The following is a 25,574-nucleotide window of genomic DNA, read 5'->3' on the forward strand; positions in this document are numbered from 1 at the left end:
GGAAAGATAGCATGGCGAGAATGATATGCATAGCTGATATGCGAGAAATTAGGGAAGCAGGTGAAGCGAATGACCGAGAAAAATATTTTGGCATACTTTCACAGCCCGGAGCAGGCTCAAGGGGCAGCCAAAAAACTGGAGGCATTGCGAGTGGAGGACCTGTCCATTAATCGATTCAGCCGATATGCGGGTGTAGGACCAAGTGGGGCTTCCTACAAGCCGGGCGTTTCCGGCAGTTTTTCATCATGGGTGCCCGATTCGATGCAAACGAATGCCAGTGCTGGAATCATGGCTGCGGCAGACCCTTCTGCGAGCGGTATGAGTGATGGTGGGCAAGGTGGGCCCACAGGCAGGGATGTATTACTCACTGTCATCGTAGATGAATCGGTACATCACCGCGCGATGTCCATTATCGAACAAGCCGGTGGGATGATCTAGTTTCAGAAATCTATATTTAGATCAACAATGTAAGATTCAATCTAAACATTTACACGATAACGGAGAGGACAGAAAAAACCTGAAGAAGCGAAGCGTTCGCCTAAAAGCTTTCGCAAGAAAGCTACTTCGGAAGCATACGCTATCCCCGGATTTTCCCTTTGCAAGAAGGGAATAAAAAAAATCTGGGGATAACAGCGATCGGAAGGTTGTTCTGTCATCGAAGTGTCAGTGTAAATAGGATTTAGTTGAACTTATACAATTTGAAGGAGGAGCATTACAATGGCAGAACATGAACGTCCAGGCAAAATTCTAACGAAAACGGAAAAGATGAAACGTATGCAATCCGCAAAAAATGAAGACGTGGAATTCAGCGCTGAAGCTGCGGATCATGAAGATATTGAAGCATTACGTCGCAGTGAAGCGGCTGATCGACGTCAGGGACGGGAGCTTCATGACTGAAGATCGCTCAACAGTGATCCTGGAAGCTGTTTTTACAAGCTGGACTGAGGCCGAGTCTGCACGCAGAGCCCTGGAATTGTTGCACCCGAACCAATTGAGTATTGAGAGCCTTGGCAATGAAGCGTCTGCCTTGGACTCACACGATGTTACAGGCTACGATAATTCTCCTACAGCCATCGTCGGAGGATTCAGTGGCGAACTGAATGTACTTGCCCTGATCAGTGATGAAACGGAAATGCTGTCCAATGGTCAGGTGTATGATACACCCGAAGAGGTCTCGGCAAACAGGCTAAAACAAGAAATTTTGCTAACCGTGTCCGTATCCAACGATTCACTCCCGCAAGCCGCAGAGATGATCACGCAGAATGGTGGACGTTTTTGCTAAGTAAGATCTGAATTATGCAAAATGCTGAAACAAATGAACAGATATGTATGTATAGATGACAGGATATTCGAGCAGTCAGGCTGCGGATATCCTGTTTTGTTTTTCTTTTACTGGTGCGGCTTTGTACTCCGGCTCGCTTGTGTAGTACAATAGTTGGGATGTTTGAAAAATGAGGAGGAAAAACCAAGTATGTTATGGCATGAACTAACAATACATACCACAGAAGAAGCTGTGGAGATGATTTCAAATTTTTTACATGAAGCGGGTGCTGGAGGGGTTTCAATAGAAGAGTCCGGTACTTTAAATAAAAAACGGGACACGACATATGGTGAGTTATACGACGTTCCTTTGAATGATATTCCGGAAGGCTTTGCGGTCATCAAAGGGTACTTCTCCGAAGGTACGGATATGGTTGCATTACAGTCAGAAGTTAATCCGAGAATTGAGGAACTCCCCGAATTCGGAATTGATACAGGTGAAGTTCGTTATGAGACGCGTACAGTAGATGAAAATGACTGGGCAACAGCCTGGAAGCAATATTTCAAGCCGGTACGTGTATCGGAACGTCTCACGATTAAACCAACGTGGGAAGAGTATACGCCAGAAAGTCCGGATGAGAAAATTATTGAACTTGACCCAGGCATGGCCTTTGGTACAGGAACACATCCAACGACCTCCCTCTGCTTGCGCACACTGGAAACGGTTATTCAGGGCGGCGAGGAAGTTATTGACGTAGGTACAGGTTCTGGAATTTTGGCTATTGGAGCGATAAAACTTGGCGCAAAACATGTGCTGGCGCTCGATCTTGATCCGGTTGCGGTAATCAGTGCCAGGGAGAATGTGGAACTGAATGGGCTGGAGCAACAAATTACGGTTAAAGAGAGTGATCTGTTGTCCGTCCTCGGGAGTCAGGACCCTGCACTTGGTGTGCAATTACCGGTTAAGGTCGTGGTTGCGAACATTCTGGCTGAGATCATTTTGTTGTTTGTAGACGATGTGTACAATGCACTTGAGTCTGGTGGCACCTATATTGTTTCGGGCATTTGGAAGAACAAAGAGCAGGTTGTGCATGATGCATTGGTAGCCTCCGGGTTTGAAGTGAGTGCCATCCACCGCGATGAGGATTGGCTGGCGTATGTAGCCAGAAAGGGGTAACGTATGGACTTTTGGAATTCGTTCTTTCGTTATCCAATCGATCAGCTTCCGTTTTTCCTGCTGACTATCCTGATCGCATTTACGGTGCATGAATTCTCGCATGCGTATTTTGCCAACAAATTCGGTGATCCGACAGCCAAGCTATTGGGTCGGGTCACACTGAATCCGGTAGTACACTTTGACTTGTTTGGTGTGCTGTTGCTCATTATTGCCGGCTTCGGTTGGGCACGTCCGGTCCCGGTAAATCGTGCGAATTTCGACAAGCCGAGATTGATGGGCATCATTGTATCCGCAGCAGGGCCTCTGAGTAATTTGTTGCTGGCCATCATCGGTACAATCATCTATGCTTCACTGGTTGGTTCGGGGGCACTCGGCGGTATTGATAATGAACGTTTGCTGACAGCAATCACGACGTTTTTCGCTATTTTTAACTTAACCAACTTTTTCTTGTTCCTGTTTAACTTGATTCCGTTACCTCCACTGGATGGTTATCGGATTCTGGAAGATGTACTGCCACCTTCAATCAGCCGCAAGCTGCAAGGGGTGGAGCAATGGTCCGTTTTTATCTTCCTCTTGATTCTTGTTATTCCTCCGTTGCAAAATGTGACGATTCAACCTTTGTATGAGTTTGCGCAAACGATGTATGTGGATCTGGCAAAGGTAATTATTGAATTATATCGCTAAAAGCGCATCTGGTAATGGGCCGGTATACTGGTCAGAAACACGTAAAAGTTGTATGATCATCTGTGGCGACTGGATTCATGCCTAACATCAGGCGGGGTGAATTCCAGTCATAACAGGACAGAATGGGTGGATTGACTAATGCAGCGATATTTTGTATCTGCAGAACAGTTTAATGAACACGCTGTGATCATCACAGGTGATGATGCACGTCACATTGGCAAGGTCATGCGTGGTAAACCTGGAGATAAACTGATTGTCAGTGACGGAAACGCCAGAGAAGCACTCGTGGAAATTGAGACTATTGAAGTTGGCCAAGTGACAGCGAATATTGTGGAACCTCTCGAGATGGACCGTGAAGCACGGATTCGTGTAACCGTGGCACAGAGTTTGCCCAAGGGCGACAAGATGGAAACAGTCATTCAGAGATGTACGGAGATTGGGGCGGTATCATTTGTACCGTTCCTATCAGAGCGTACGATTGTGCAATATGATGCCAAGAAAGAAGGCAAACGGCTGGAGCGATGGCGGAAAATTGCCAAGGAAGCTGCCGAGCAGAGTCACCGGAATCGCATTCCATCCGTGGAGCAGCCTCTTTCCTGGAAAGGGCTGTTATCTTCTTTTGAGGGCTATAGCCTGGTATGTTATTGTTATGAAAAAGAAAACGGTAAACAGCTGAGAGATGCGCTGAAACCGTTTGTGGAGCAGCTTGCACCTGGTGCAAGTGCAGAAGTACTGATTGTTGTTGGACCGGAAGGTGGATTTTCTGAGAAGGAGACGGCAGAAGCCGATCAGGCAGGTGCTGTATCTGTTGGACTGGGCAAACGCATATTGCGTGCTGAGACAGCTGGAATGGCAGCACTAACTTGCGTGCTATATGAATCCGGAGAAATGGGAGGAATGTAATTATGCCATCCGTGGCGTTTTACACCTTAGGCTGCAAAGTTAATTTCTATGATACAGAGGCGATTTGGCAATTGTTCAAAAACGAAGGTTACGATCAAGTGGACTTTGATGAACAGACAGCGGATGTATACTTGATTAATACTTGTACAGTAACCAATACCGGCGACAAAAAGAGCCGTCAAATTATTCGTCGTGCCATTCGGCGCAACCCGGAAGCGATCGTGGCTGTTACAGGCTGCTACGCGCAAACTTCTCCGGCAGAGATTCTGGACATTCCTGGGGTGGATCTGGTTATCGGCACACAGGACCGTGACAAGATTTTGCCATATGTTAATGAAATTCAGGAGTCCCGTCAACCGGTCAACGCGGTGCGTAATATTATGAAAACCCGTGTATTTGAAGAAATGGACGTACCGGATTTTGCTGACCGTACCCGCGCATTCCTGAAGATTCAGGATGGTTGCAATAACTTCTGTACATTCTGCATTATTCCGTGGTCTCGTGGTCTCTCACGCAGCCGTGAGGCGAACAGCATTATTCAACAGGCGCATCAACTCGTACACGCCGGATACAAGGAGATTGTTCTGACTGGTATTCATACAGGCGGGTATGGTGATGATATGGAAAATTATGATCTGACCGATCTGCTGTGGGACCTGGACAAGGTAGAGGGCTTGGAGCGTATTCGAATCAGCTCGATTGAAGCCAGCCAGATTAATGACCGCATGCTCGACGTGATCCAACGTTCGGACAAACTCGTTCGTCACTTCCATATTCCCCTGCAAGCGGGGGATGATACGGTGTTGAAACGCATGCGCCGCAAATATACGACAGAAGAGTTCTACAATAAGATGCTTCGCATTCGGGAAGCAATGCCGGATGTGGCGATTACGACAGACATCATTGTGGGATTTCCGGGTGAGACCGATGAGATGTATCGTAATGGCTATGAATTGATGCAGAAGATCGGATTTTCCGAAATGCACGTATTCCCTTATTCCAAGCGTACAGGTACGCCAGCAGCGCGCATGGAAGATCAGGTCGACGAAGAGGTCAAAAATGCACGTGTGCATGAACTGATTGACTTGTCTGAGCAGATGCAGCTGGATTACGCTAAACAGTTTGTCGGCCAGGTACTGGATGTTATTCCCGAAGGTGAAGCCAAGGGCCGCGAGGGAAGCGGCAAGCTGCACGGGTATAGCGACAACTACATTCAACTGGTCTTTGATGGAACCATGGATATGGTTGGTAAAGTGTGCCGAGTCAAAGTGGTTGAAGCTGGTGTCAACGAGAGTCAGGCTACGCTGGTGCGTGTGTTGGAAGAGAATCTGAAGTCCGCCGCGATGTAATCGAGGCGTCAGAAACAAGGATTTCATTTCCTTGGGGAGCTTACCCGGGGAGATGGGGTCCTTCTTTTGCAAAAAAATAAGATTAAAGATATTGAATTCGATGGGGGAGAGCACGATGAACAAAAAAGAAATTTCAGCAGGCGGAGTTGTCTATAGAACAGGGGAAGACGGACATCTTCAAATTCAGCTTATCGTAGATCGTTATGGTAAAACAACTCTCGCCAAGGGCAAAATGGAAGATGGAGAAACAATCGAACAGACAGCACTGCGCGAGATTTTGGAAGAAACAGGTATGGTGGGCCGCATTGTAGAGCCCGTTGATATCATTGCTTATACGTACCAACATGCAGATTTTGGTCCGGTGGACAAGGAAGTTCATTATTATCTCGTTGAAGCCGAGAGTGGTGATCTGCAGCCTCAGATTGAAGAAATCAAGGGTGTGGATTGGTATGCTCCGGAAGAAGCATGGTCCAGACAGCAGCAGAGCGGATATGACAATAACGATGATATCTTGCGTGTAGCCCTGAACAAGTTAGGCATTAACGTATAACGCATTATAGTCCTGGTCCGTTAGCCGCGCGTACTGTGGGCCTGGACGGGCAGCTCATCAAGTCACGGGTGACTTCGCCGCGGGAGCGTGGACTGGTGGTTTTTTGTGCCAGATCGGCAAGTAACAGAATGGCAAAGCAAGTAGTGAACTAGTGATGTTAAAAAGAGTCTGGGCATGTGCAATCTGTGCCCCGTTGTCCGCTGACAGCCAGGCCGAAGCTGCATGCAGCTGGCCGATCAGCGGCATAAACAGCAGCGCTCCCGCAATGTTTAATACCACATGGGAGGCTGCGACAAATTTGCCTGCGGATGCTCCGCCTGCGGCAGCAATCACAGCGGTGATGCAGGTCCCCACGTTGGACCCGATCACAATGGCGATGCCAATCTCCACAGGCAATACCCCTGTGGCCGCGAGCGTAATCGCCATGCTAATGACAGCAGCGCTGCTGTGAATGAGCGCTGTCAGACAGGCACCTGCCAGGAAGCCCCACCACAAGCTGTCGGCCGAGCGGTCGAGAAACCATTGAAATACGCCCATGCTTCGCAAGGGTAAGGAAATGGATTGCATCACCTGAATGCCTGTCATGACAAGTGCAAATCCCGCAGCTGCCAGGAAGCTGTACTGAATGTTAAACAGAGTCCGGCGCGTGCGCTCAGGAGCGGCCAGATTGCGTTCACCAAGCACAACAAACATGGCCCAGCCCGTCAGCGACAGGACAAGCAACGGCAGGGAAGCACGTCCGATCTGCAGTCCCACCAGCTCCGTCGTCAGGCATGTTCCGATGTTGGTGCCGAGGATGATGCCGAGTGTGCGTCCATAGGTAATTAATCTGGCATTCGCCAGTCCAATGGTGAGTACGGTGACCGCAGTACTGCTCTGTAACAAGGCCGTTGCACCTGCACTGAAGGTCATGCCTTTCCATGGAGCAGAGGTGGCGCGATTGAGCCAACCTGCCAACATGGGCCCTGCCATGCGTTGCAAGGCCGTCTCCATCAGCTTCATGCCGCCAAAAAAGATAATAAGCCCATAGAGTAGGGGCAATATTACATCTCTAAACATAAAAACATCATTCCTTCCGTCCGGTTCCTTACCTCATCCTATGAGTAAATAGAGACAACCATGACAAGCCTAAAGGAATTCGGAGGTAGCCAGCCTCCCTCAATTCAAAATTAAGGAAATTACGTCTCAATTGCCGCACCCCAATTCGAAAGATACGGTGATTCGTGCAAACGTAGTGGAGGGGACGAAATCGAATCTGAGGAATCAAGCCGCAGTTGTATGGCGGTTATTATAGATTGTTGCTTTTGAGTAGGATAGTCCCCAAAAAAAACTCAAAATAACAGCGTCAAAGATTCGTGACCACTACATTATTCGTCCGTCGCTTGAAGTAAGAATTTAGCGCCGAAGTGCTCTTAATTGCCGCACCCCAATTCGAAAGATACGGTGATTCCTGCAAACGCAGCGAAGAAGACGAAATTGTTACCGAAGAAGCGAAGCGCTCGCCTTTATCCCCGGATTTTCCCTTTAAAAAAAGGAATCAAAAAAAATCTGGGGATAACAGTGATCAGAGGAACAATTCGTCGCCGTAGCGTCTCCTTTGCACCAAACCTATCTTTTCAACTAACTATGAAAGAAGTGGATCTACCTTGCCATCAGTTACACTCGAACGCAGTCGCAAAAAGCGGCTTGAACATGCACATCCATGGATTTTTAACAACGAAATTGCCTCGGTTGACGGAAACCCGGAGCCGGGAGATCTGGTCAATGTATTGAATCATCAAGGTCGCTATCTGGCGACAGGTTATTACAATCCCGCATCTCAGATCACGGTAAGGGTTGTAGCTTATCAACCCCTGGAGTCCGAACAGATGGATACGGCATTCTTTGCAGCGCGTTTCCGCGATTGCCTGCGTCATCGGGAGCGTTTTATCCAGAATGGAGAGGCGTATCGTCTCGTTTATGGCGAAGCTGATTTTTTGCCAGGATTAATCGTTGACCGATTCGGCAGCATCCTCGTTGTACAGTTGCTTACACTTGGCATGGATCATTGCCGTGAAGCCATCGTACAGGCACTCATTGAAGTGATGCAGCCGGAAGGCATATATGAGCGCAGTGATGTCTCGATTCGTGAGCTGGAAGGTTTGGAGCAGACCAAAGGCCCATTGTACGGAGATTGCCCGCGGCATGTCACTGTTACCGAGAATGGACTACTCATTAAAGTGGACATCGTGGAAGGACAGAAGACAGGTTACTTCTTCGACCAACGTGAGAATCGTGCAGCGATCGAACCGCTCATGAAGGGTTGGGGTTACAAGAGTGGAATCACACTTCAAATGACCGAGCAGGATGGCACAGAGCAGCTCTTGCCTGTGAATAAAAGCGGTAAGGTAGTTACATTCCCTTATTGGGATGGTGCCACCGTACTGGAGTGCTTCTCACACACGGGCAGCTTCACGCTAAATGCCTGCAAGTATGGAGCCAAGAAAGTGACTTGTCTTGATATTTCGGAGCATGCCATTGAAAGTGCACGAACGAATGTGGAACTGAACGGTTTCACCGACCGGGTCGAATTCGTAGTTGCTGATGCATTCCAGTACTTGCGTGAACAAGTGAAAGGACTGGACGAGCGTACCGCACGTGCGCGTGCTGGCGAACAAAAAGTAGATACATCCAAAGCGCTTGCAGCTGGCGGTAAAACATTTGATGTAGTGATCCTCGATCCTCCGGCGTTTGCCAAAACGAAATCAGCAGTCAAAGGTGCATGTCGTGGATATAAAGATATCAATCTGCAAGGAATGAAGCTGGTCAATGAGGGCGGATATCTGGTAACAGCCAGCTGTTCGTATCACATGCGTCCAGACCTCTTCCTGGATACGATTGCCGATGCCGCGGAAGATGCAGGCAAAGTGCTTCGTCTGATTGACTGGAAGGCAGCTGGTAAGGACCACCCGCAAATTTTGGGTGTGGATGAAGGACATTACCTGAAATTTGCTATTTTCGAAGTGCGCAGCAAAAAGAATTAGAAGAGTTTCTTTTCACATAATCTCTTGTGGGATAAAGTGAACGTTTATATGAATGATACTTTCGGTTAAAAGTCCACAGTGTGAACAGCTGCGGGCTTTTTGCCGTGTTAACGGAGAGAATCTCCGGATTTACCGGATAGTGGCAAACGTATGTTCCGAACCAAGTCAGATATGTTATACTGGGAATTAAAATCTTGTACGTGTGGTTTGGAGGATTAGACATGTCCGTTCGTTTTGTTATTGGCCGGGCAGGCAGCGGCAAAAGTTCGCTGATTACCCGGGAAATTACATCCTTGCTTCAAAAGGAGCCGCAAGGTAAACCTTTGATTTTACTTGTTCCCGAACAGAGTTCTTTTCGAACAGAGCAGGCATTGGTGTCTTCTGGAGCAATTAAAGGTACCATGCGTGCAGAAGTGCTCGGTTTTCGCCGATTAGCCTACCGTATAATGCAGGAAGCAGGCGGTTCTGCTCGTATTCCGATCGGAGCCGAAGGCAAAAAGATGTTGCTCTACAAAGTCATCCAGCGTCGTAAGGAAGAATTGAAGCTGTTTGGTGCATCCGGCAGCCAGCTGGGTTTTATAGGCGAATTAAATGACTTATATAGTGAGTTTAAACGTTATGAAGTTGATCCATCACTGCTGGAAGAAGGGCTGTCTGGAGGGTATACCTCATCCTCTTCCCCAATTCTGGAGGACAAGTTGCATGACTTGAATCTGATCTATCGTGACTATGAACAGGAACTGACCAATTTATATATTGATGATGAAGATACGTTGACCGAACTGACAGAGCGTTTGTCGGAAAGTACATTGCTGCAGGATGCTCAGATCTGGATTGATGGTTTTCAGGGATTTACGCCACAGGAGATGAGTGTGATCGGTCGCCTGATGTTGCAGTGCTCTTCCGTGACGATTGCACTGACATTGGATCGTGTATATGATCATGGTGCTCTGCCTGGAGAACTGGAACTGTTCTACCCCACGGCGAGTGCCTACGCGCGTCTGAAAGGAATGGCTGAAGAACTGGGTGTACCGAGCGATATCACCGTGTTGGATTCAGAGACTCCACCGAGATACAAGGATCGTCCGGGACTTGCTCATCTGGAGGCTGGCTTTGACCGTCGAATCCGGTGGAAAGGTGAGGGTCTGGATTCCGGAATCCGCCTGATTGCAGCGGAGAACCGTCGAGCTGAGATGGAGGGAGCACTTCGTGAGATGCGGCGCCTGGCGCAAAACGAAGGTGCGCGATATCGGGATATGGCGGTACTTGTTCGTCAGCTGGATACCTACGCGGATATAGCTGAACCGTTATTCAGGGACTATGGCGTACCTGTCTTTCTGGACCGCAGAAGAAATGAACTTCATCATCCATTATCCGAGTTTATCCGTTCCGCACTGGATATGGTTCGTCGCCACTGGCGTTACGAGGATGTATTTCGCTGTGTCAAAACGGATCTGCTGCTTCCGCGAGATGGCTCCATCACCCGTGAAGATATGGACCAGCTTGAAAATTATGTGCTGGCTTGTGGTATTCATGGATATCGCTGGACTGACGGCAAGCCGTGGAAGTATGTACCCAGCCTGTCGCTGGAAGACAACAGTCAGGATGGCCGTAGTCGAGGACGGGATCAAATGCTTTCTTTAATGGAGAGCTGCCGAACAGTCATTACAGATTCTCTGGGTGCTTTTGAGAAACGAATGAAAAAGGCAAAGACAGCCAAAGCCCAATGCGAGGCACTATACAGACTGCTGGAAGAGGCTGAGATTCCATGGAAGCTGGAACAGATGTCTGCTGAAGCTAAGACTCAAGGTGACCCAGAACGGTCGAGAGAACATCGGCAGATGTGGGGAGCTGTGCTGGATCTGTTGGATCAGATGGTCGACATGATGGGCAATGAACGCCTGGATCTCTCTCTGTTTGCCGGGATGATTGAGACCGGATTGACGGAACTGAAGCTGGGTCTGGTACCACCAGCACTTGATCAGGTTTTGGTTGGTTCCATGGACCGTACACGTCTTCAGGATATCAAATATGTATTTATCCTTGGTGCAGTTGATGGTGAATTGCCAGCTGTACCTCAGGATGATGGCGTATTAACGGAACTGGAGAGAGCGTTACTGACGGAAAGAGGTGTAGCGCTTGGACCAGGTGCAACGAGGCAAATGTTGGATGAACGTTTTCTGATCTATACGGCACTTACAGCGGCTAGCAACCAATTGTGGTTGAGTTACCCGGTTGCTGATGATGAGGGAAAAGCACTGCTTCCTTCCGAGATTGTCCGCCATGTACGGAAAATGTTTGGTCTACAAGAACAACCATTGCTTGCCCAACCACCGGTTGTGAACTCGGAAGAATCCCATTGGTCATATGTCACCCATCCGGGTCAGAGTCTGTCTGCGCTCATTGGACAATTGCGTAAATGGCGTCGCGGAGAAGACATCCCTGAAATGTGGTGGGCGGTCTACAATTGGCATGTATCTCAGGAGACAAGCAGACCTCAGCTGGAACGGTTGATGGGATCGATTTTTTATCGTAACCGGGCATTGCCACTACGAACATCCACCAGTCGCAGATTGTATGGCACAGAGGTGAGGACGAGTGTTTCGCGAATGGAGCGGTTCGTAGCTTGTCCGTTCTCCCATTTTGCTTCGCACGGGCTGCGTCTCAAAGAACGGCAATTGTACCGCCTTCAGGCTCCTGATATCGGACAACTGTTCCATGCTGCACTAAGCCAGCTGGCTATGCGTTTGCGTGAAGAAAATCGTAGTTGGGGCAGCTTGACCCCAGACCAATGCCGTAAGGAAGCCGAGCAAACTGTGGAGCAGATTGCACCACAGCTGCAAGGGGAGATCTTGCTAAGCACCAAGCGATACGGTTATATTTTCCGCAAATTGAAGGATATTGTTAGCCGGGCTTCCGTTATTCTGGGTGAACAGTCCAGACGTGGAAGTTTTGAACCGATTGGGCTGGAGCTTGATTTTGGGCCGGATAAAACACTGCCGCCTCTGCGTTTTGAACTGGAGAACGGCTGTGTGATGGAGATTGTGGGTCGGATTGACCGTGTGGATGTGGCAGAAGGAGAGAATGGTCTGCTCCTCCGTGTCATTGACTATAAATCAAGCCAGACGGACCTCAAGCTGCATGAAGTGTACTATGGTCTGTCATTGCAGATGCTCACCTATCTGGAGGTGCTGCTTAGCGCGTCCGAGGAATGGCTTGGGGAAACGGCGATGCCTGGAGGAACACTGTATTTCCATGTGCATAACCCGCTGTTGCAATCCGCAAACGGTATGACATCGGAGCAAGCCGGACAAGAACTGCTGAAACGGTTCAAAATGAAAGGTCTGCTGCTGGCGGACCGGGATGCTATCGCGCAAATGGACAATACCCTGGATAAGGGGTATTCAGCTATTATTCCGGTTGCCCTTAAAGCAGATGGCAGCTTTTATAGCAGCGCCGCTGTAGCTACGCCAGAGCAATGGGATACGCTGCTTGCTTCGGTTCGCAGTAATATCCGCGAGATTGGTACCCGGATTACAGATGGGGATGTGGCGATTGAGCCTTATCGTATTCAGCAGGAAGTGGCATGCACGTTCTGTCCATATAAGCCTGTTTGTCAGTTTGATGAGAATATAGAAGGAAATGAATATAATCTGCTTGCCAAACCGGGCAAACAGCAAATCTGGGATATGTTATCTCACACCAAAGGAGGGGAAACATCATGACGAATATGCCCAAACCGGAAGGAAGCTTCTGGAGTGACGATCAGTGGAGTGCGATCTCGGAAAGCGGAGAGGACATTCTGGTTGCGGCTGCGGCAGGATCGGGCAAAACAGCCGTATTGGTTGAACGTATTATTCGCAAGATCGCAGATCCCTCCCAAGGATTCAGTGTGGATCGTTTGCTTGTAGCTACGTTTACCAAAGCGGCTGCCGCCGAGATGAAACAACGGATTCGGGAAGCGCTGGAACGTGCGCTTGAAGAACAGCCGGGAGAAGAACATTTGCGTAAGCAACTGTCCCTGCTTGGGCGGGCATCCATTACCACATTGCATTCATTCTGTATGGAGGTCATTCGCCGGTACTACCAGCAAATTCCGTTGAACCCCGCTTTCCGTATCCTGAATGAAAATGAAGCGGAAATCATGCGGCAGGAACTGCTGGAAGAACTCTTTGAGGAAAAGTACGGCGAAGAAGATGAAGGGAGTACGTTCCGCGAATTGGTGGACTGGTTCAGTGGAGAGCGAAACGATGATGCCATGCATCGACTGGTGCAACGGTTGTATGACTTCTCCCGCAGCCATTCCTGGCCGGATCATTGGCTTTCAGAGATGGCATCTGCTTTTCAGGTGGAAAGTGTAGAGGCACTTGGACATTCAGCATGGGTTCAGAGTATTTTGCGTGATGCGGCCCTTGCTCTAAGTGGTGCAGCAGGGCTGCTCCGTCAAGGCATCCATATTTCCATGCAGCCCGAAGGACCGGCACCTTATGCAGACACGTTAAAAGAAGATCTGGTGATGGTAGAAGAGCTGTTGTCTGCGGTCCAGGTTATGCCATGGGAAAGCCTGCCTGAAGTGTTTCAGCCCGTTGCTTTCGGCAAACTGAAACCCTGCAAAAAAGATCAGACAGACCCTGCTTTACAGGATCAGGTGAAGGAACTCCGTGAGGCTGCGAAAAAGGCAGTTACCGACCTGAAAGGCTCATTGTTCGGAAGAACTGCGTTTTCTTTCTGGCAGGAGCTGGAGCAGGCGGCACCACTCATGCAGGAACTTTCGAGACTGGTAAGTACATTTGGAGAAAGATATCGGCAGGCCAAACAGGAACGTGGGCAAGTTGACTTTAGTGATCTGGAGCATTACTGTCTGCACATTTTGCGACATGAGGATTCAACGCCTGAACTGTCAATGCCTTCCGACGCGGCTATGGAGTATCGTTCGCGATTCGATGAAGTATTGCTTGATGAGTATCAGGACACCAATACGGTTCAGGAAGATATCGTGAAACTGATCTCCAGAGAAAACCCGGGGAACCGATTCATGGTAGGTGATGTCAAACAAAGTATCTACCGCTTCCGGTTGGCCGAGCCAGGTCTGTTTATGAACAAGTATCGCCAGTATGGAGCGAGCACACGTGATGATGGGTTGGTGGGAAATCGAACAGGTCAACGTATTGATCTTGCGCGGAATTTCCGCAGTCGTGCGGAAGTCGTGCATTCGGTCAATATGATATTCCGGCAACTCATGAACGAAGGTGTGGCTGAGATTGCTTATGATGAACGAGCTCAACTGGCATATGGGGCCACGTTCCCGTCAGAAACGCTTGGCAATGAGGCGTATACACCTGAACTCATGTTAATCGATCGACAGGGCAGTGGGCCTGATCTGACAGAGAGTACGGATGAGAACGGAGATGCAGCGGTCTCCGCAGAACTGGAGAGTGCCGAACTTGAGACAGCCCAGCTGGAAGCACGGGCGATCGCAAGGCGTATTCGTGAGATGGTTGGAGATACGGACAAACCAGCCCTCCATGTATACGACAAAGCCCTGCAAACGATGCGCCCGGCACGTTACGGTGACATGGTCATCTTGCTGCGTTCGACCTTGATGTGGGCTCCGCTCATGATTGAGGAATTCAGACAGCAGGGAATTCCAGCTGGAGGAGAACAGAGCAAGGGTTATTTTCAGGCTACGGAAGTGGAAATCATGATGTCTTTGCTTCAGCTTGTTGATAATCCAAGGCAAGATATTCCGCTTGCTTCCGTGCTTCGTTCCCCGATTGTCGGACTGGATGAAGAAGAACTGGCACAGATTCGGCTTGGTGACAAAAGACAGTCTTTCTACGATGCAGTTATAACGGCTGCTGGAGAATGGGGCGATTCATCCATTAATGCCGTACAACGATCCCGGCAGGAGAATCATCCTGATTCTCATATCGTCCAGTTGCAGTGGCCGGAAGCCTGGTCAGAGATGGAACAGGGACAGCGGGAGACAGCAGCTTCTGTCGAGGCAGAGATTCTTGACCATGGATATGAATTCGATGTGCATACAGATGGAATTCAAGATGCTGGTTTTACTGGATATCCAGGCGAGGCTATAGGTGTTACGGAGATTTCAGGCTCTGAGTTGCAGCAAAAGTTAATTCGCTTTTTGCGTCAATTGGAGCAGTGGAGACTTGAGGCAAGACAAGGCAGTTTAAGTGAACTGATCTGGCGTATGTATCGGGAAACCGGGTATTTGGATTGGGTTGGTGGTCTTCCCGGAGGACAGCAACGTCAAAGTAATCTTAAGGCATTGTACGATCGCGCACGACAATATGAGGAATCAACTGCAAATCGCGGCTTGTTCCGTTTCCTGACCTATGTCTCAAGATTGCGGGAAAACGGGGGAGACCTCGGGACTGTAGCAGGTAGTTCTGGTGAGCAGGACAATGCCGTACGTATCATGACGATTCACCGGAGTAAGGGTTTGGAGTTTCCGATCGTTTTTGTCGGTGGCATATCCAAGATGTTTAATCAGCAGGATCTGAACGCACCCTTCTTAATGCATAAGGAACTGGGATTTGGTCCGAGGTTTGTCGATCGTGAGAACCGGGTTGCGTATCCTACACTGGCCAATCTGGCGATTCGTCGTCGGGCGCAATTTGAACTGCTTGCTGAAGAGATGCGTGTGTTGTACGTTGCATTGACCCGTCCCAAAGAGAAAATGATTCTGCTGGGTACTGTAAAAGATGCGGCGAAAAAAGCGTTGGCGTGGTCTCAGGTCAAGGACAGCCCTGAACTGGCATTGCCAGATTATCTGCTTGCTGCGGGACGGAGTTATCTGGACTGGATTGGACCCTCCCTGATGAGACATCCAGATGCGGCTGTGCTGCGTGAACTTGCCGGAAGCAATGATTCGTTCTCAGCCTGTCTGGAAGAGGATGAATCTCGATGGGCAATTTCTATAATCTCTGCTGATCACGTTTCCCGTGAACATGTGGTGGATCTGACACTCGGAGAAGAAGACGGGATGACTTCGGTGCGGAAAGAACGTATTGCTGCACTAAAGGCGATTCAGCCTGTGAAGTTGGTTTCATCCTCAACTGTAGAAGAGCTGACGCAGCGTGCACAAGATACGGCTAATCAAAACATTCAAGCTGCAGGTGCAGATACAGTTGCTCTTCAAGAAGAAGAGACACGCCTGGTTCGCGAAGTTGATCAACGGCTTTCATGGACATATGCCTATGAAGCAGCAACTCAAGTGGCAGCCAGTACATCTGTCACGGAGTTGAAAACGTTACTTGCGATGCAGGATATCCAGTCCGTAGAGGTAATGGAGGAACTGGGAGAGCAATCCGAGACATTCTTGGATTACAACACACCAGGCATGAATTACACCAAAGATGAAGCAGGCCGTGTGGGACTTGGCTTATCCAGTGACCTGAACAAACATGAGACTGGGTCAGGATCAGATTCGAGCGGTACGGTGAATATTCCGGATACGGGATCTGCGGGTACGGCTTTCAAATTGCATCTGCGTCGCCCCAAATTTATGGGAGAGAACCAACTGACAGGAGCAGAACGGGGGAACGTGTATCATACGTTGATGCAGCATCTTCCTATAGATGGATCGGCTATTGATTCAAAGCTTATTGAGCAGACCATTCAGCGACTGGTGGAGCTCCAGATTTTGCTGTCCCATCACGCGGAGGCTATCGAACCGGAAGAGCTGGTCGGATTTTTTGATACAGAACCAGGGAAAGAACTGTTGCGTGCAGTGTGGGTGAAACGGGAGATTCCGTTTGTGTATGGTCTCCCGGCACATCAGTCCCCTGTGGAGTGGCTACATGGACAGGCAGCGAACTCAGCTGTGCAGACGATAAATGAAGATAGCCAAATACAAGCTTCAATTGAAAATGAAACCGTGCTTGTACAGGGGATTATCGATTGTCTGTATGAGGTTGAGGGCGAGCTTGTCCTGCTCGATTACAAGACAGATCGGGTGTTGGAGCATCGTGGCGGGTTGCATGAACTCACCAAAAATTATCGCTTCCAGCTGGACCTGTATGGACGGGCTATTGAAGATATATTAGGTCGGAAAGTGAACCGGAAATGGCTGTACTTTTTTGATGGTGGACATGCAGTGGAATTATAAAAAAAAATGATCGGAATCAAAATCATGAATTTCATATGGGAGAGGGGTGGAACGGACGATGCGTATTTTGCATACAGGGGATTGGCATTTGGGAAAAACGCTGGAGGGACGAAGCCGACTGCGTGAACAGGAAGATTTCGTTGATGAACTCGTCAGACTGGCGGATGAGCAGAAGGCGGATGCCATATTGATGGCTGGGGATGTGTATGATTCGGTGAATCCTCCCGCAGCGGCGGAGCAGCTTTTTTACGAAGCAGCAGCGCGTCTGACGGAGTATGGAAGGCCTCTCGTTGTCATTGCAGGCAATCATGATCAGCCAGAGCGTGTAGCTTCTGTCACTCCTCTAGTGAACAGGCAGGGTATCACACTCGTAGGTATGCCTACTTCAGAAGCAGTGACTATCCATGCCAAGCGAACCGGAGAGACTGGACAGATTGCGGCATTACCTTATCCTTCTGAAGCCAGATTGAATGAATTGCTGACAACGAATGGAGACGAAAATATACTTCGTCAGGCATACAGTCAACGGGTGGGCATGTTAATGCAGCGTCTGGCAGCTTCTTTCCGCCCGGATACCGTGAACTTGGCCATGAGCCATATCTATGTACTCGGCGGACTTGAAAGTGATTCGGAACGTCCGATTCAGATCGGTGGGGCCTACACGGTGGATCCTTCGTCTTTATCGACTGGTGCACAATACACGGCGCTTGGGCATCTTCATCGTGCACAGGCTGTCAAAGGTGACGGTGTGATTCGATATAGCGGTTCTCCTCTCGCCTACAGCTTCTCGGAAGCAGGACAGAGCAAGTCTGTCACGATGGTTGATCTGGCACCGGGCGGAGTTGCACAGGTAGAGGAAGTTTTGTTAACGTCCGGGCGGCCGCTTGTGCGTTGGAAGGCACGTGGTGGTCTGGCAGAAGTATATCGCTGGCTGGACGAGGGACGTGACCCGCAGGCCTTTATCGACATGGAAGTGTGGCTGGACGAGGCGATGTCCCTGAAGGAGATTCAGCAGCTGCGCAAATCACATGAGGGTATCATTCATATTCGACCGGTGTATCCCGAGATGGCTGCAGCAGGACTTTTGGAGCAACGATCCGAGCTGCCGGTTCACGAACTTTTCCGTAAATTCTATCAGCGTCAGACGGGTGGTGCTCAGCCGGAAGACAGCCTTGTACAGCTTTTCCTGGAACTTGTGGATGAAGACGAGCCGGGTGTGCGTGAGGAGGTTGAGGAAAGATGAAGCCAATTCTATTAAAAGTTGCCGGACTGCAAAGCTATCGCGAGATGCAGGAAATTGATTTTACCGTGCTGACGGAGACGGGGCTATTCGGTATTTTCGGTCCTACGGGCAGTGGTAAATCTTCCTTGCTTGATGCCATCACACTCGCCATGTATGGCAAAGTGGAACGTGCGGTGAACGGTACGCAGGGCATCATGAATCATGCAGAAGATTCGTTATCGGTTGCTTTTACATTCGAACTGATGTCGGCGGAAGGTACGCGAAGGTTTCGAGTTGAGCGACGTTTCAAACGAAATAATGAAGTGTCGGTAAGTAACACGATCAGCAAATTCATAGAGACGGTCCATGGCGAAGAGCAGGTACTTGCCGACAAATTGGCAGATGTGAATCGCTGCGTTGAAGATGTGATCGGTTTAAAGATGGATGATTTTACACGTGCAGTCGTGCTTCCTCAAGGGAAGTTTGCCGAGTTTTTGTCACTCAAAGGCAGTGAACGTCGCCAGATGCTGCAACGATTATTCCATTTGGAGAAGTATGGGGACCAACTGGCCATCAAATTAAGTCGGCGGGTCAAGGATAATGATATGGTTCATCAATCTCTCGCTGCGGAGCAACAGGGACTTGGCAATGCCAGCAAGGAGACGCTGGATGAAACGAAACGTCTTCTTCAAGCTGCTGTTCAGCAGTCTGAAATATCCCGCAAAGCGCTGGATGAAGCTACCAAGGAAGCCGAACAGCTTGGTAAAGTACGTGAGCTAAGTAATGAACGACAGGTCCGTATGGATGAACAGCAGAAAATGAAAGCACTGGAGCCACAGGTTGAAGCAGGCGAACAACGGCTGAAACAATCCGTTGCGGCAGATGCCATACTGCCTGCGTTGCAGACGGTTCGAGATGCTATGGCTACGCAGAAGCAGCGGCAGATTGCTGCCGAGACTGCTCATCAGCAAGCATTGGAACATGAGCGTTTGGCAGTTCAGGAAGCGGAGAAGGCTGAGACGGCGCGTAAGCAGGTGACTGAGGAAGAACCGAAACTTTTGCTGCGCCTGGAACAACTTGAACAAGCGAAAGAACTGCAACGCGAACGGGATGGGCTTCAAGCCGATTGCTCGCGCCTTGCGCAGCTTTTGGAACAGGGACAAGGTGAACAGACTGCGCTGAGTCAGCAGCTTGAGAAAGAAAAGGAGTTGCAGCAGCGCGGGCGCAAACGGCGTGAGGAACTACAGGAGAGCCTTAAGCCAAATGAGGTGAAGTCAGAGGAACGCAGGCAACTTCAGGCTGCGCTTGAGCTGAAGCATCGTGTGGATACTGCTGCGGAGCAGTTGCAGCAAAACAAAGCTGACATGCAAGCCTATAAGCAGTCGGCGGAACAGGGAGCCGACAAGCTGAAGGCGGCGGCTGAAGAAGAAAGACGCCTGAGTGATCAGCGTCAGCATCTGGTAGAACAGGCGTCAGCAGGTCTTGAGGCCTTGCTTGCCTGTGAGCAGGACATCAGCCGTGAACAGAGCCTGCTGGCCCTTGCAGAGGAACAGCTGCGTGGCACGATGCGCGAGCAGGAGCTGCACCGGCTGTCCTCCGCTTTGCGCGCCGAACTGCAAGAAGGCGAGCCATGCCCGGTGTGCGGCTCGCCGCATCACCCGCTCCCGGCTGCGCCGCCGGGAGAAGGTCCGCACGCAGGCGATGCGGACCTGGAACTGCTGCGCAGCCTGCACGCGGAGCTGCAGGAGCTGCGCTTTGGGCTGCGCCAGCAGCTGCACGAACGTCGCAGCCTGCTGACGCAGCTTGGCGCTGCGGCCGGCGATGCTCCGGCCGCAGCCGAGGCTGCGCCTGCGGCGGCGGAGCCCGAGCCCGCCGGGTCGCCCGAACACGGGCGCTCCCCGGCAGGCTGGGCATCGCGTGCCGCTGCGCTGCGCGAAGCCGCGCAGGCGCTGGCTGCCGCAGCAGCGCCGCTCCAGGCCGAAGCCGCCGCGTTGCAGCAGGCGGCTGTGGGCGCGCAGCAGCGCCGCATGGAAGCGGCAGCTGCGCAGGAGGCCGGCCGTGCCGGACTCGCCCAGGCGGAGCGCAAGCTGGCCGAGAGCGAGGCTGCAACGGTTGCCTTGCTGGGCCGCTGGGCCGCAGAACTGCCGGGCATCGCTCAGGAGGAGGCCAAGGCCCTCTATGAGGCGATGCAGGAGCGCGATGCGCGCGCCGAAGACATCAAGGAACGACTGAACAAAAGTGTGACGTTCCTTGAGGAGAAGGATCAGATCATCCAATCGCTCCAGCACAAGCTGGTGGAATTGGACAAACAGCTGATCCAGTGGCAGACGCAGTGGCAGGGCAATAGCAAACAGCTGGCCGAGAAGGAAGAACGCTTGCGCCAGTGGGTTGGGGAACAGAGGGTAGAAGACCTGATTGCTGCGGCTCAGGCTCGTCTGGATGGATTGCGAAAAGCAGCTGCAGACTCGGTACAACGCTTCAAAGAAGCGGACACGCTGAAGCAGGAGTCAGCCAAGAAAGATGTCATGGCTCAGCAGGCAGCCGCTTCGGCCGCAGAACATCTGCAACAGGCACAGGAACGGTGGAAGCAGTTGCTGGAACAATCCCCGTTCGATTCGGATGATGCCGTTGTGTCCGCGGCGATTGCTTCTCATGAAGCGGAACGACTGGCAGGGGAGATCCAGCAGCACCGTGAACGTGAGCGTGAACTGGCATCCCAATTGCGTGAACTGGAACAAAAGCTGGGTGGTGCTGTCGTATCGGAGGAACAGTGGTTAGCCTGTACCGAACGTTTGCACCAGGTCCGAAATGAGGACGAGGCTGCCCTTCGTGCCAAAGCACGTGCAGAACGTGATCTGGAGGATGTGGAGCAGCGGCATGTTCGCTGGGCCGAATTGGAGAACAAGCGAGTGGAGGTAAGCCGTCAAGGTGAACTGCTCAGCAAACTTCAATCTGCGTTCAGAGGTAATGCTTTTGTTGAGTATATTGCGGAAGAACAACTGATGCAGGTTAGTCATGCAGCATCTCAACGTCTGCGCTTCCTGACCAAACAACGGTATTCACTTGAAGTGGACTCCGGTGGTGGTTTTGTGATCTGTGATGATGCCAATGGGGGAGTCAAACGACCGGTATCGACGTTGTCCGGTGGCGAGACGTTTTTGACCTCATTGTCACTGGCTTTGGCGCTGTCGGCCCAGATTCAGCTGCGGGGTCAGTATCCGCTCCAATTCTTCTTCCTGGATGAAGGGTTCGGCACACTTGACCCGGAGCTATTGGATACCGTCATTACGTCACTGGAAAAACTGCATGATGACCGTTTGGCTGTCGGTGTAATCAGTCACGTGCCCGAATTGCGTGCACGCTTGCCGCGCAAGCTGGTGGTAATCCCGGCAGGTGAAGCTGGAAACGGCTCACGTGTGGTCTTGGAAACCTTATAGAGGGGTGCAGGTATGATCTTGCCTTGCGTAATTTCTTCTGAAAATGATGATCCGCTTAAGGGCAAGCACGGAGAAAAGGGAAACATCAATTCGATCTTCCCTACCTAATTTTGTGAAATGAGAGAATTCTGCACAGATCGAAATATCATTTTCAGCTAGAAAGACACTGATTGAAATACTTTTTTTGTTAAAATATTTCTTTTCTTGCTTTTATAACATGTCGGAGTGAGTTTCGTCACAGATACAGGTTCATCCCGCTGTTATACTACAGTTAAGCCGACAAACTTGTTTTAAGTACCCCGGCGGACATCTGACCAGGACGTTTCCTGAATAGATGTCCGCGCAGCAGACTTCCAAGGAAGCCGCTCACGGGGTGCTTCTTTTTTGTGTTTTCCCGTTGGCAGTGTCAATTCGCCCAGTTCTGAATACCATGAAAAGGTGATCAAGAGCAGAATCAGGGAGGCGTTGGCAAGTGGAAAAAGTGGAAGCGAAGAAATTATGCAAGGAACACATGCACCGTTATGTATGTGTACAGATGAAAGACGGTATGCACTACGATGGCATTATGGAAAATGTGGATGATGAAATGATCTACCTGGCTGTTCCTGTTGGACCGGAAGCCATGGTGAATCATGCAAACTGGGCTCCCAATGCAATGCCTGGAGCGAACTATCCAATAGGTCATACCCGCGGATTCTATCCGGGATACGGGTACCCTGCGCCTTATCCGTATTATGGTTATGGCCGCAGACGTTTTAACCGACTGGTGCTTCCGTTATTTGCGCTTACAGCGTTAACTCTTTTACCGTACTATTGAAATTGAAAAATAAAGGCATAAATACAGTGAGTCATTTTCATGTTCCTTATGAGAGTCTTTGAAAAAGAAAAGTACAGGATAAATATGTTTCATTCCTGGATACCACCATACAGTATGAAATAGAGCGTTCTTATCACATACGGAGTCTCAGCCTCATGTATTGTGCAGTTAATACGATACAACTGGCAACATACCGAACATCCAAGAGGCCATGCCTGTGCAGAAGCGAACTTCTGTAAGGCATGACCTTTTTTCTTGAACCTAATTCATGTGGTCAACCAACCGTTCGGAAGTATCCGCCAGCATGGGCTTCGAAATGCTCTTAATTGAATGCAGATTTCAAATCCTCAAGTAAATCCTCGACATCCTCGATTCCAACGGAGATACGAATCAAACCATCCGTGATCCCCAATTCTTGCCGCCGTTCATAAGGGATGGAAGCATGTGTCATTCGGGCAGGGACAGAAATTAAACTTTCCACCGCACCCAGGCTTTCAGCCAATGTAAAATAACGGATTTTCTTTAACACGTCATCTACTTTTTCAGCACTGCCTACATCAAAGGAAACCATACCGCCATATCCTCTTGCTTGCGTGGAAGCCAGTTTGTGCTGCGGATGGTCGGACAACCCCGGATAATAGACTTTGCTCACGGCTGGATGCTGATTCAAAAATGCCACAATCTGCTCTGTATTACGTTCCTGTGCTTCCATCCGCAATCCCAACGTTTTCAGACCGCGCATTAGCAGCCAGGAATCCATAGGTCCCAGGACTGCGCCGATTGCATTTTGGATAAAATGCAGATCCTCTCCAAGTTGCTCGCTGTTGACAACCGCAAGTCCTGCCACGACATCACTATGACCACCAATATATTTCGTTGCAGAATGCAGTACAATATCTGCTCCCAGAGCCAGCGGGGTTTGCCAATAAGGCGTGCTAAACGTGTTATCCACGATGAACAGCAATTCATGTTGTTTCGACCACTTCGCTACAGCAGCAATATCAGTGACCTTGAGTAACGGATTAGTAGGTGTTTCTACATAAACGGCCTTTGTATTGGATTGCAAGGCTTGCTCCAGTGCTTGTAGTGACGTTGTATCTACAAAGGTAGACTCGATTCCCAGACGATTCAGCACCTTGGTGAAAATGCGATAGGTCCCGCCGTATACATCATCCGTCAGAATGACATGATCTCCAGTTTTTAACAGCGACAGTACAGCGTGAATGGCAGCCATTCCCGAACTAAAAGCAAAACCTCGAATGCCATCCTCCAGCTCTTTGATGACTTCTTCCAATGCATGACGGGTCGGGTTGCCTGTACGTGAATACTCGTATCCTTTGTGTGCACCAACTGATTCTTGCTCATACGTGCTTACTTGATAGATAGGTACACTCACTGCACCAGTATGTGGATCACCAACAATTCCTGCATGAATCAGCTTTGTTTTGGGTCTCATCTCATTGTCCTCCATTATAGATATTTTGGCTTAAATACCTTTCGCTGCTATCCGGGAAAATAACGACAATATTACTTCCCGGAACTGCGTGAGCGGCTTCGTTCAATGCGGCTTGCATAGCTGCACCAGAGGAACTTCCCACCAGTAGTCCTTCCAACAGGGCCAGAGTCTTGACCCGCTCAAAGGCGTCTTCGTCTGAGATCGTATGAATGGCATCAAAATAATTCAAATCCATAAACGGAGATAACGTTTCGACGCCTATTCCTTCTGTACGATGAGGTCCCGAGGGACCTCCTGCGAGTATCGAACCTTCGGGTTCCACGATACATGTTTTGATTAACGGGTTTTGCTCCTTCAAATAGCGAGCGCCCCCCATGAAGGTTCCGCCAGAACCAGCTCCGGCGACATATACATGCACCTGTCCGTTCAGATCACGCCAAATCTCAGGGCCCAGATGTTCATAATGTGCGAGCGGGTTATCCGTATTGGAGAACTGACCCGGAATATATGAACCCGGTATTTCTCTCGCCAGCAATTCCGCCTTGCGTATGGCACCAGTAATTCCTTCAGATGTTGGGGTGTTCACGACAGTAGCTCCAAGGGCTTTCATCAATTGCTGCTTCTCAACGCTGAACTTCTGAGGTACCGTGAAAATGACATTTAGATTTAGGCCTACAGCGGCTAGTGCAAGACCAATGCCTGTATTACCGGCAGTAGCTTCAATTACAGTTCCACCTGGCTTAACATCTCCTCGTGCCAAGGCCTTCTCCAATAAAAACTTGCCGATCCGGTCTTTCACACTTCCGCCTGGATTCATGAATTCCAATTTAGCGAACAAGCGGATTCCTTCCGGTAATGGATAACGAGTTAATTCAAGCAGAGGTGTATTACCTATAAGTTCCTGTACATGTTGATAAACGTTCAAATTAACCAATCTCCTTTTTTACGTTCATTAACCATACATATTTGTTTACTTGGAAAAAGTGCGTGATAAAACCATATTTCGATAAAATGGTCAATCATACATTAGCAGCTTCCCACATTACCCAATTGAGTGCCTGGAGATTGGACGTGGGTTTTTACTTCTAGTATGATAGAAGGGAATACATACATTGGAATACAAAGGAGGGTATGAACTATGGATTGCTTATTTTGCAAAATTGTAGAGGGCGCCATTCCCTCCAATAAAGTACTGGAGAATGACCATGTTATCGTGTTTCATGACATCCAGCCCGCTGCACCGACACATGTGCTTGTCATTCCGAAGAAACATATTGCTTCCATGAATGAAGTTACTGCAGAAGATCTGCCTTTGATCGGCGAGATTCATCTGGCTGCTCAAGAAGCGGCCAAGCGTCTTGGGGTGGAGGAAACCGGATATCGTTTAATCAACAATTGTGGTAAGGATGGAGAACAAACCGTTCATCATCTGCACTATCATTTGCTTGGTGGTACCAGACTTGGCGTGTTGACTAGTCTGTCGGATTCTCACAAATAAACGAGTTAAGGGTACTACTATTGAGGATTTAGTCATATGCATTAAGTCCATGAATATGTGACCAAAC

At 49.6% G+C, this 25,574-nt stretch carries 18 protein-coding genes; 15 read left to right on the top strand and 3 right to left on the bottom strand.

Going from position 1 to position 25,574, the window contains the following annotated elements; all coding sequences use genetic code 11:
- Positions 1-69: 69 nt before the first annotated feature.
- The 8 genes from ACTHPG_RS16085 to ACTHPG_RS16120 all read left to right on the top strand — a co-directional run bounded on the left by ACTHPG_RS16085 (position 70) and on the right by ACTHPG_RS16120 (position 5,923).
- Positions 70-438 (top strand): hypothetical protein, encoded by a 369-nt coding sequence (locus ACTHPG_RS16085; protein WP_017687219.1) that lies wholly within the window; start codon positions 70-72, stop codon positions 436-438.
- Positions 439-717: 279 nt separating this feature from the next.
- On the top strand, positions 718-897 hold the full coding sequence (locus ACTHPG_RS16090; protein ID WP_017687220.1) for a YfhD family protein: 180 nt from the start codon (positions 718-720) through the stop codon (positions 895-897).
- Complete coding sequence (locus ACTHPG_RS16095; protein WP_440390582.1) at positions 890-1,282, top strand: hypothetical protein; 393 nt, start codon at positions 890-892, stop codon at positions 1,280-1,282. The genes ACTHPG_RS16090 and ACTHPG_RS16095 overlap by 8 nt, the downstream gene beginning before the upstream one ends.
- Before the next feature lie 189 nt (positions 1,283-1,471).
- Positions 1,472-2,437, top strand: a complete 966-nt coding sequence (gene prmA, locus ACTHPG_RS16100; protein WP_339306687.1) for a 50S ribosomal protein L11 methyltransferase — start codon at positions 1,472-1,474, stop codon at positions 2,435-2,437.
- A gap of 3 nt (positions 2,438-2,440) precedes the next feature.
- Positions 2,441-3,121 (top strand): site-2 protease family protein, encoded by a 681-nt coding sequence (locus tag ACTHPG_RS16105; RefSeq protein ID WP_440390583.1) that lies wholly within the window; start codon positions 2,441-2,443, stop codon positions 3,119-3,121.
- Between the two features lie 138 nt (positions 3,122-3,259).
- Positions 3,260-4,024 carry an RsmE family RNA methyltransferase gene (locus ACTHPG_RS16110; RefSeq protein ID WP_440390584.1) on the top strand — a complete coding sequence of 255 codons (765 nt, stop codon included), beginning with the start codon at positions 3,260-3,262 and terminating at the stop codon, positions 4,022-4,024.
- Between the two features lie 2 nt (positions 4,025-4,026).
- On the top strand, positions 4,027-5,373 hold the full coding sequence (mtaB, locus tag ACTHPG_RS16115) for a tRNA (N(6)-L-threonylcarbamoyladenosine(37)-C(2))-methylthiotransferase MtaB (RefSeq protein WP_440390585.1): 1,347 nt from the start codon (positions 4,027-4,029) through the stop codon (positions 5,371-5,373).
- A 115-nt stretch (positions 5,374-5,488) separates the two neighbouring features.
- A complete protein-coding gene (locus tag ACTHPG_RS16120) occupies positions 5,489-5,923 on the top strand; it encodes an NUDIX hydrolase (protein ID WP_278298864.1) in 435 nt (144 codons plus the stop codon).
- A 57-nt stretch (positions 5,924-5,980) separates the two neighbouring features.
- Here ACTHPG_RS16120 and ACTHPG_RS16125 read toward each other — a convergent pair whose 3' ends face one another.
- On the bottom strand, positions 5,981-6,982 hold the full coding sequence (locus ACTHPG_RS16125) for a Na/Pi cotransporter family protein (RefSeq protein ID WP_440390586.1): 1,002 nt from the start codon (positions 6,980-6,982) through the stop codon (positions 5,981-5,983).
- Between the two features lie 587 nt (positions 6,983-7,569).
- Between ACTHPG_RS16125 and ACTHPG_RS16130 the strand changes: the two genes are divergently transcribed.
- The 6 genes from ACTHPG_RS16130 to ACTHPG_RS16155 all read left to right on the top strand — a co-directional run bounded on the left by ACTHPG_RS16130 (position 7,570) and on the right by ACTHPG_RS16155 (position 22,553).
- On the top strand, positions 7,570-8,946 hold the full coding sequence (locus tag ACTHPG_RS16130; protein ID WP_440390587.1) for a class I SAM-dependent rRNA methyltransferase: 1,377 nt from the start codon (positions 7,570-7,572) through the stop codon (positions 8,944-8,946).
- Between the two features lie 221 nt (positions 8,947-9,167).
- Positions 9,168-12,671 carry a helicase-exonuclease AddAB subunit AddB gene (gene addB, locus ACTHPG_RS16135; RefSeq protein ID WP_440390588.1) on the top strand — a complete coding sequence of 1,168 codons (3,504 nt, stop codon included), beginning with the start codon at positions 9,168-9,170 and terminating at the stop codon, positions 12,669-12,671.
- Positions 12,668-17,077: a helicase-exonuclease AddAB subunit AddA gene (gene addA, locus ACTHPG_RS16140; protein WP_440390589.1), complete on the top strand. Its 4,410-nt coding sequence runs from the start codon at positions 12,668-12,670 to the stop codon at positions 17,075-17,077. Before addB ends, addA begins: the two co-directional genes overlap by 4 nt.
- 58 nt (positions 17,078-17,135) lie before the next feature.
- Positions 17,136-18,320, top strand: a complete 1,185-nt coding sequence (locus ACTHPG_RS16145) for an exonuclease SbcCD subunit D (RefSeq protein WP_440390590.1) — start codon at positions 17,136-17,138, stop codon at positions 18,318-18,320.
- Positions 18,317-21,736 carry an SbcC/MukB-like Walker B domain-containing protein gene (locus ACTHPG_RS16150; protein ID WP_440390591.1) on the top strand — a complete coding sequence of 1,140 codons (3,420 nt, stop codon included), beginning with the start codon at positions 18,317-18,319 and terminating at the stop codon, positions 21,734-21,736. The genes ACTHPG_RS16145 and ACTHPG_RS16150 overlap by 4 nt, the downstream gene beginning before the upstream one ends.
- A gap of 511 nt (positions 21,737-22,247) precedes the next feature.
- Entirely contained in the window at positions 22,248-22,553 is a 306-nt protein-coding gene (locus ACTHPG_RS16155) for a hypothetical protein (RefSeq protein WP_440390824.1), read from the top strand.
- A gap of 322 nt (positions 22,554-22,875) precedes the next feature.
- On the opposite strand, the gene ACTHPG_RS16160 is transcribed toward ACTHPG_RS16155, so the two are convergent.
- Together ACTHPG_RS16160 and ACTHPG_RS16165 are read right to left on the bottom strand one after the other, a co-directional pair.
- Positions 22,876-24,009 (bottom strand): bifunctional cystathionine gamma-lyase/homocysteine desulfhydrase, encoded by a 1,134-nt coding sequence (locus ACTHPG_RS16160; RefSeq protein ID WP_440390592.1) that lies wholly within the window; start codon positions 24,007-24,009, stop codon positions 22,876-22,878.
- A gap of 1 nt (position 24,010) precedes the next feature.
- Entirely contained in the window at positions 24,011-24,934 is a 924-nt protein-coding gene (locus ACTHPG_RS16165; RefSeq protein WP_440390593.1) for a PLP-dependent cysteine synthase family protein, read from the bottom strand.
- Between the two features lie 213 nt (positions 24,935-25,147).
- Between ACTHPG_RS16165 and ACTHPG_RS16170 the strand changes: the two genes are divergently transcribed.
- Positions 25,148-25,507: a histidine triad nucleotide-binding protein gene (locus tag ACTHPG_RS16170; RefSeq protein WP_440390594.1), complete on the top strand. Its 360-nt coding sequence runs from the start codon at positions 25,148-25,150 to the stop codon at positions 25,505-25,507.
- Positions 25,508-25,574: the final 67 nt, after the last annotated feature.

It is taken from the genome of Paenibacillus sp. SAF-068, assembly GCF_051967555.1.
GTDB lineage: Bacteria > Bacillota > Bacilli > Paenibacillales > Paenibacillaceae > Paenibacillus.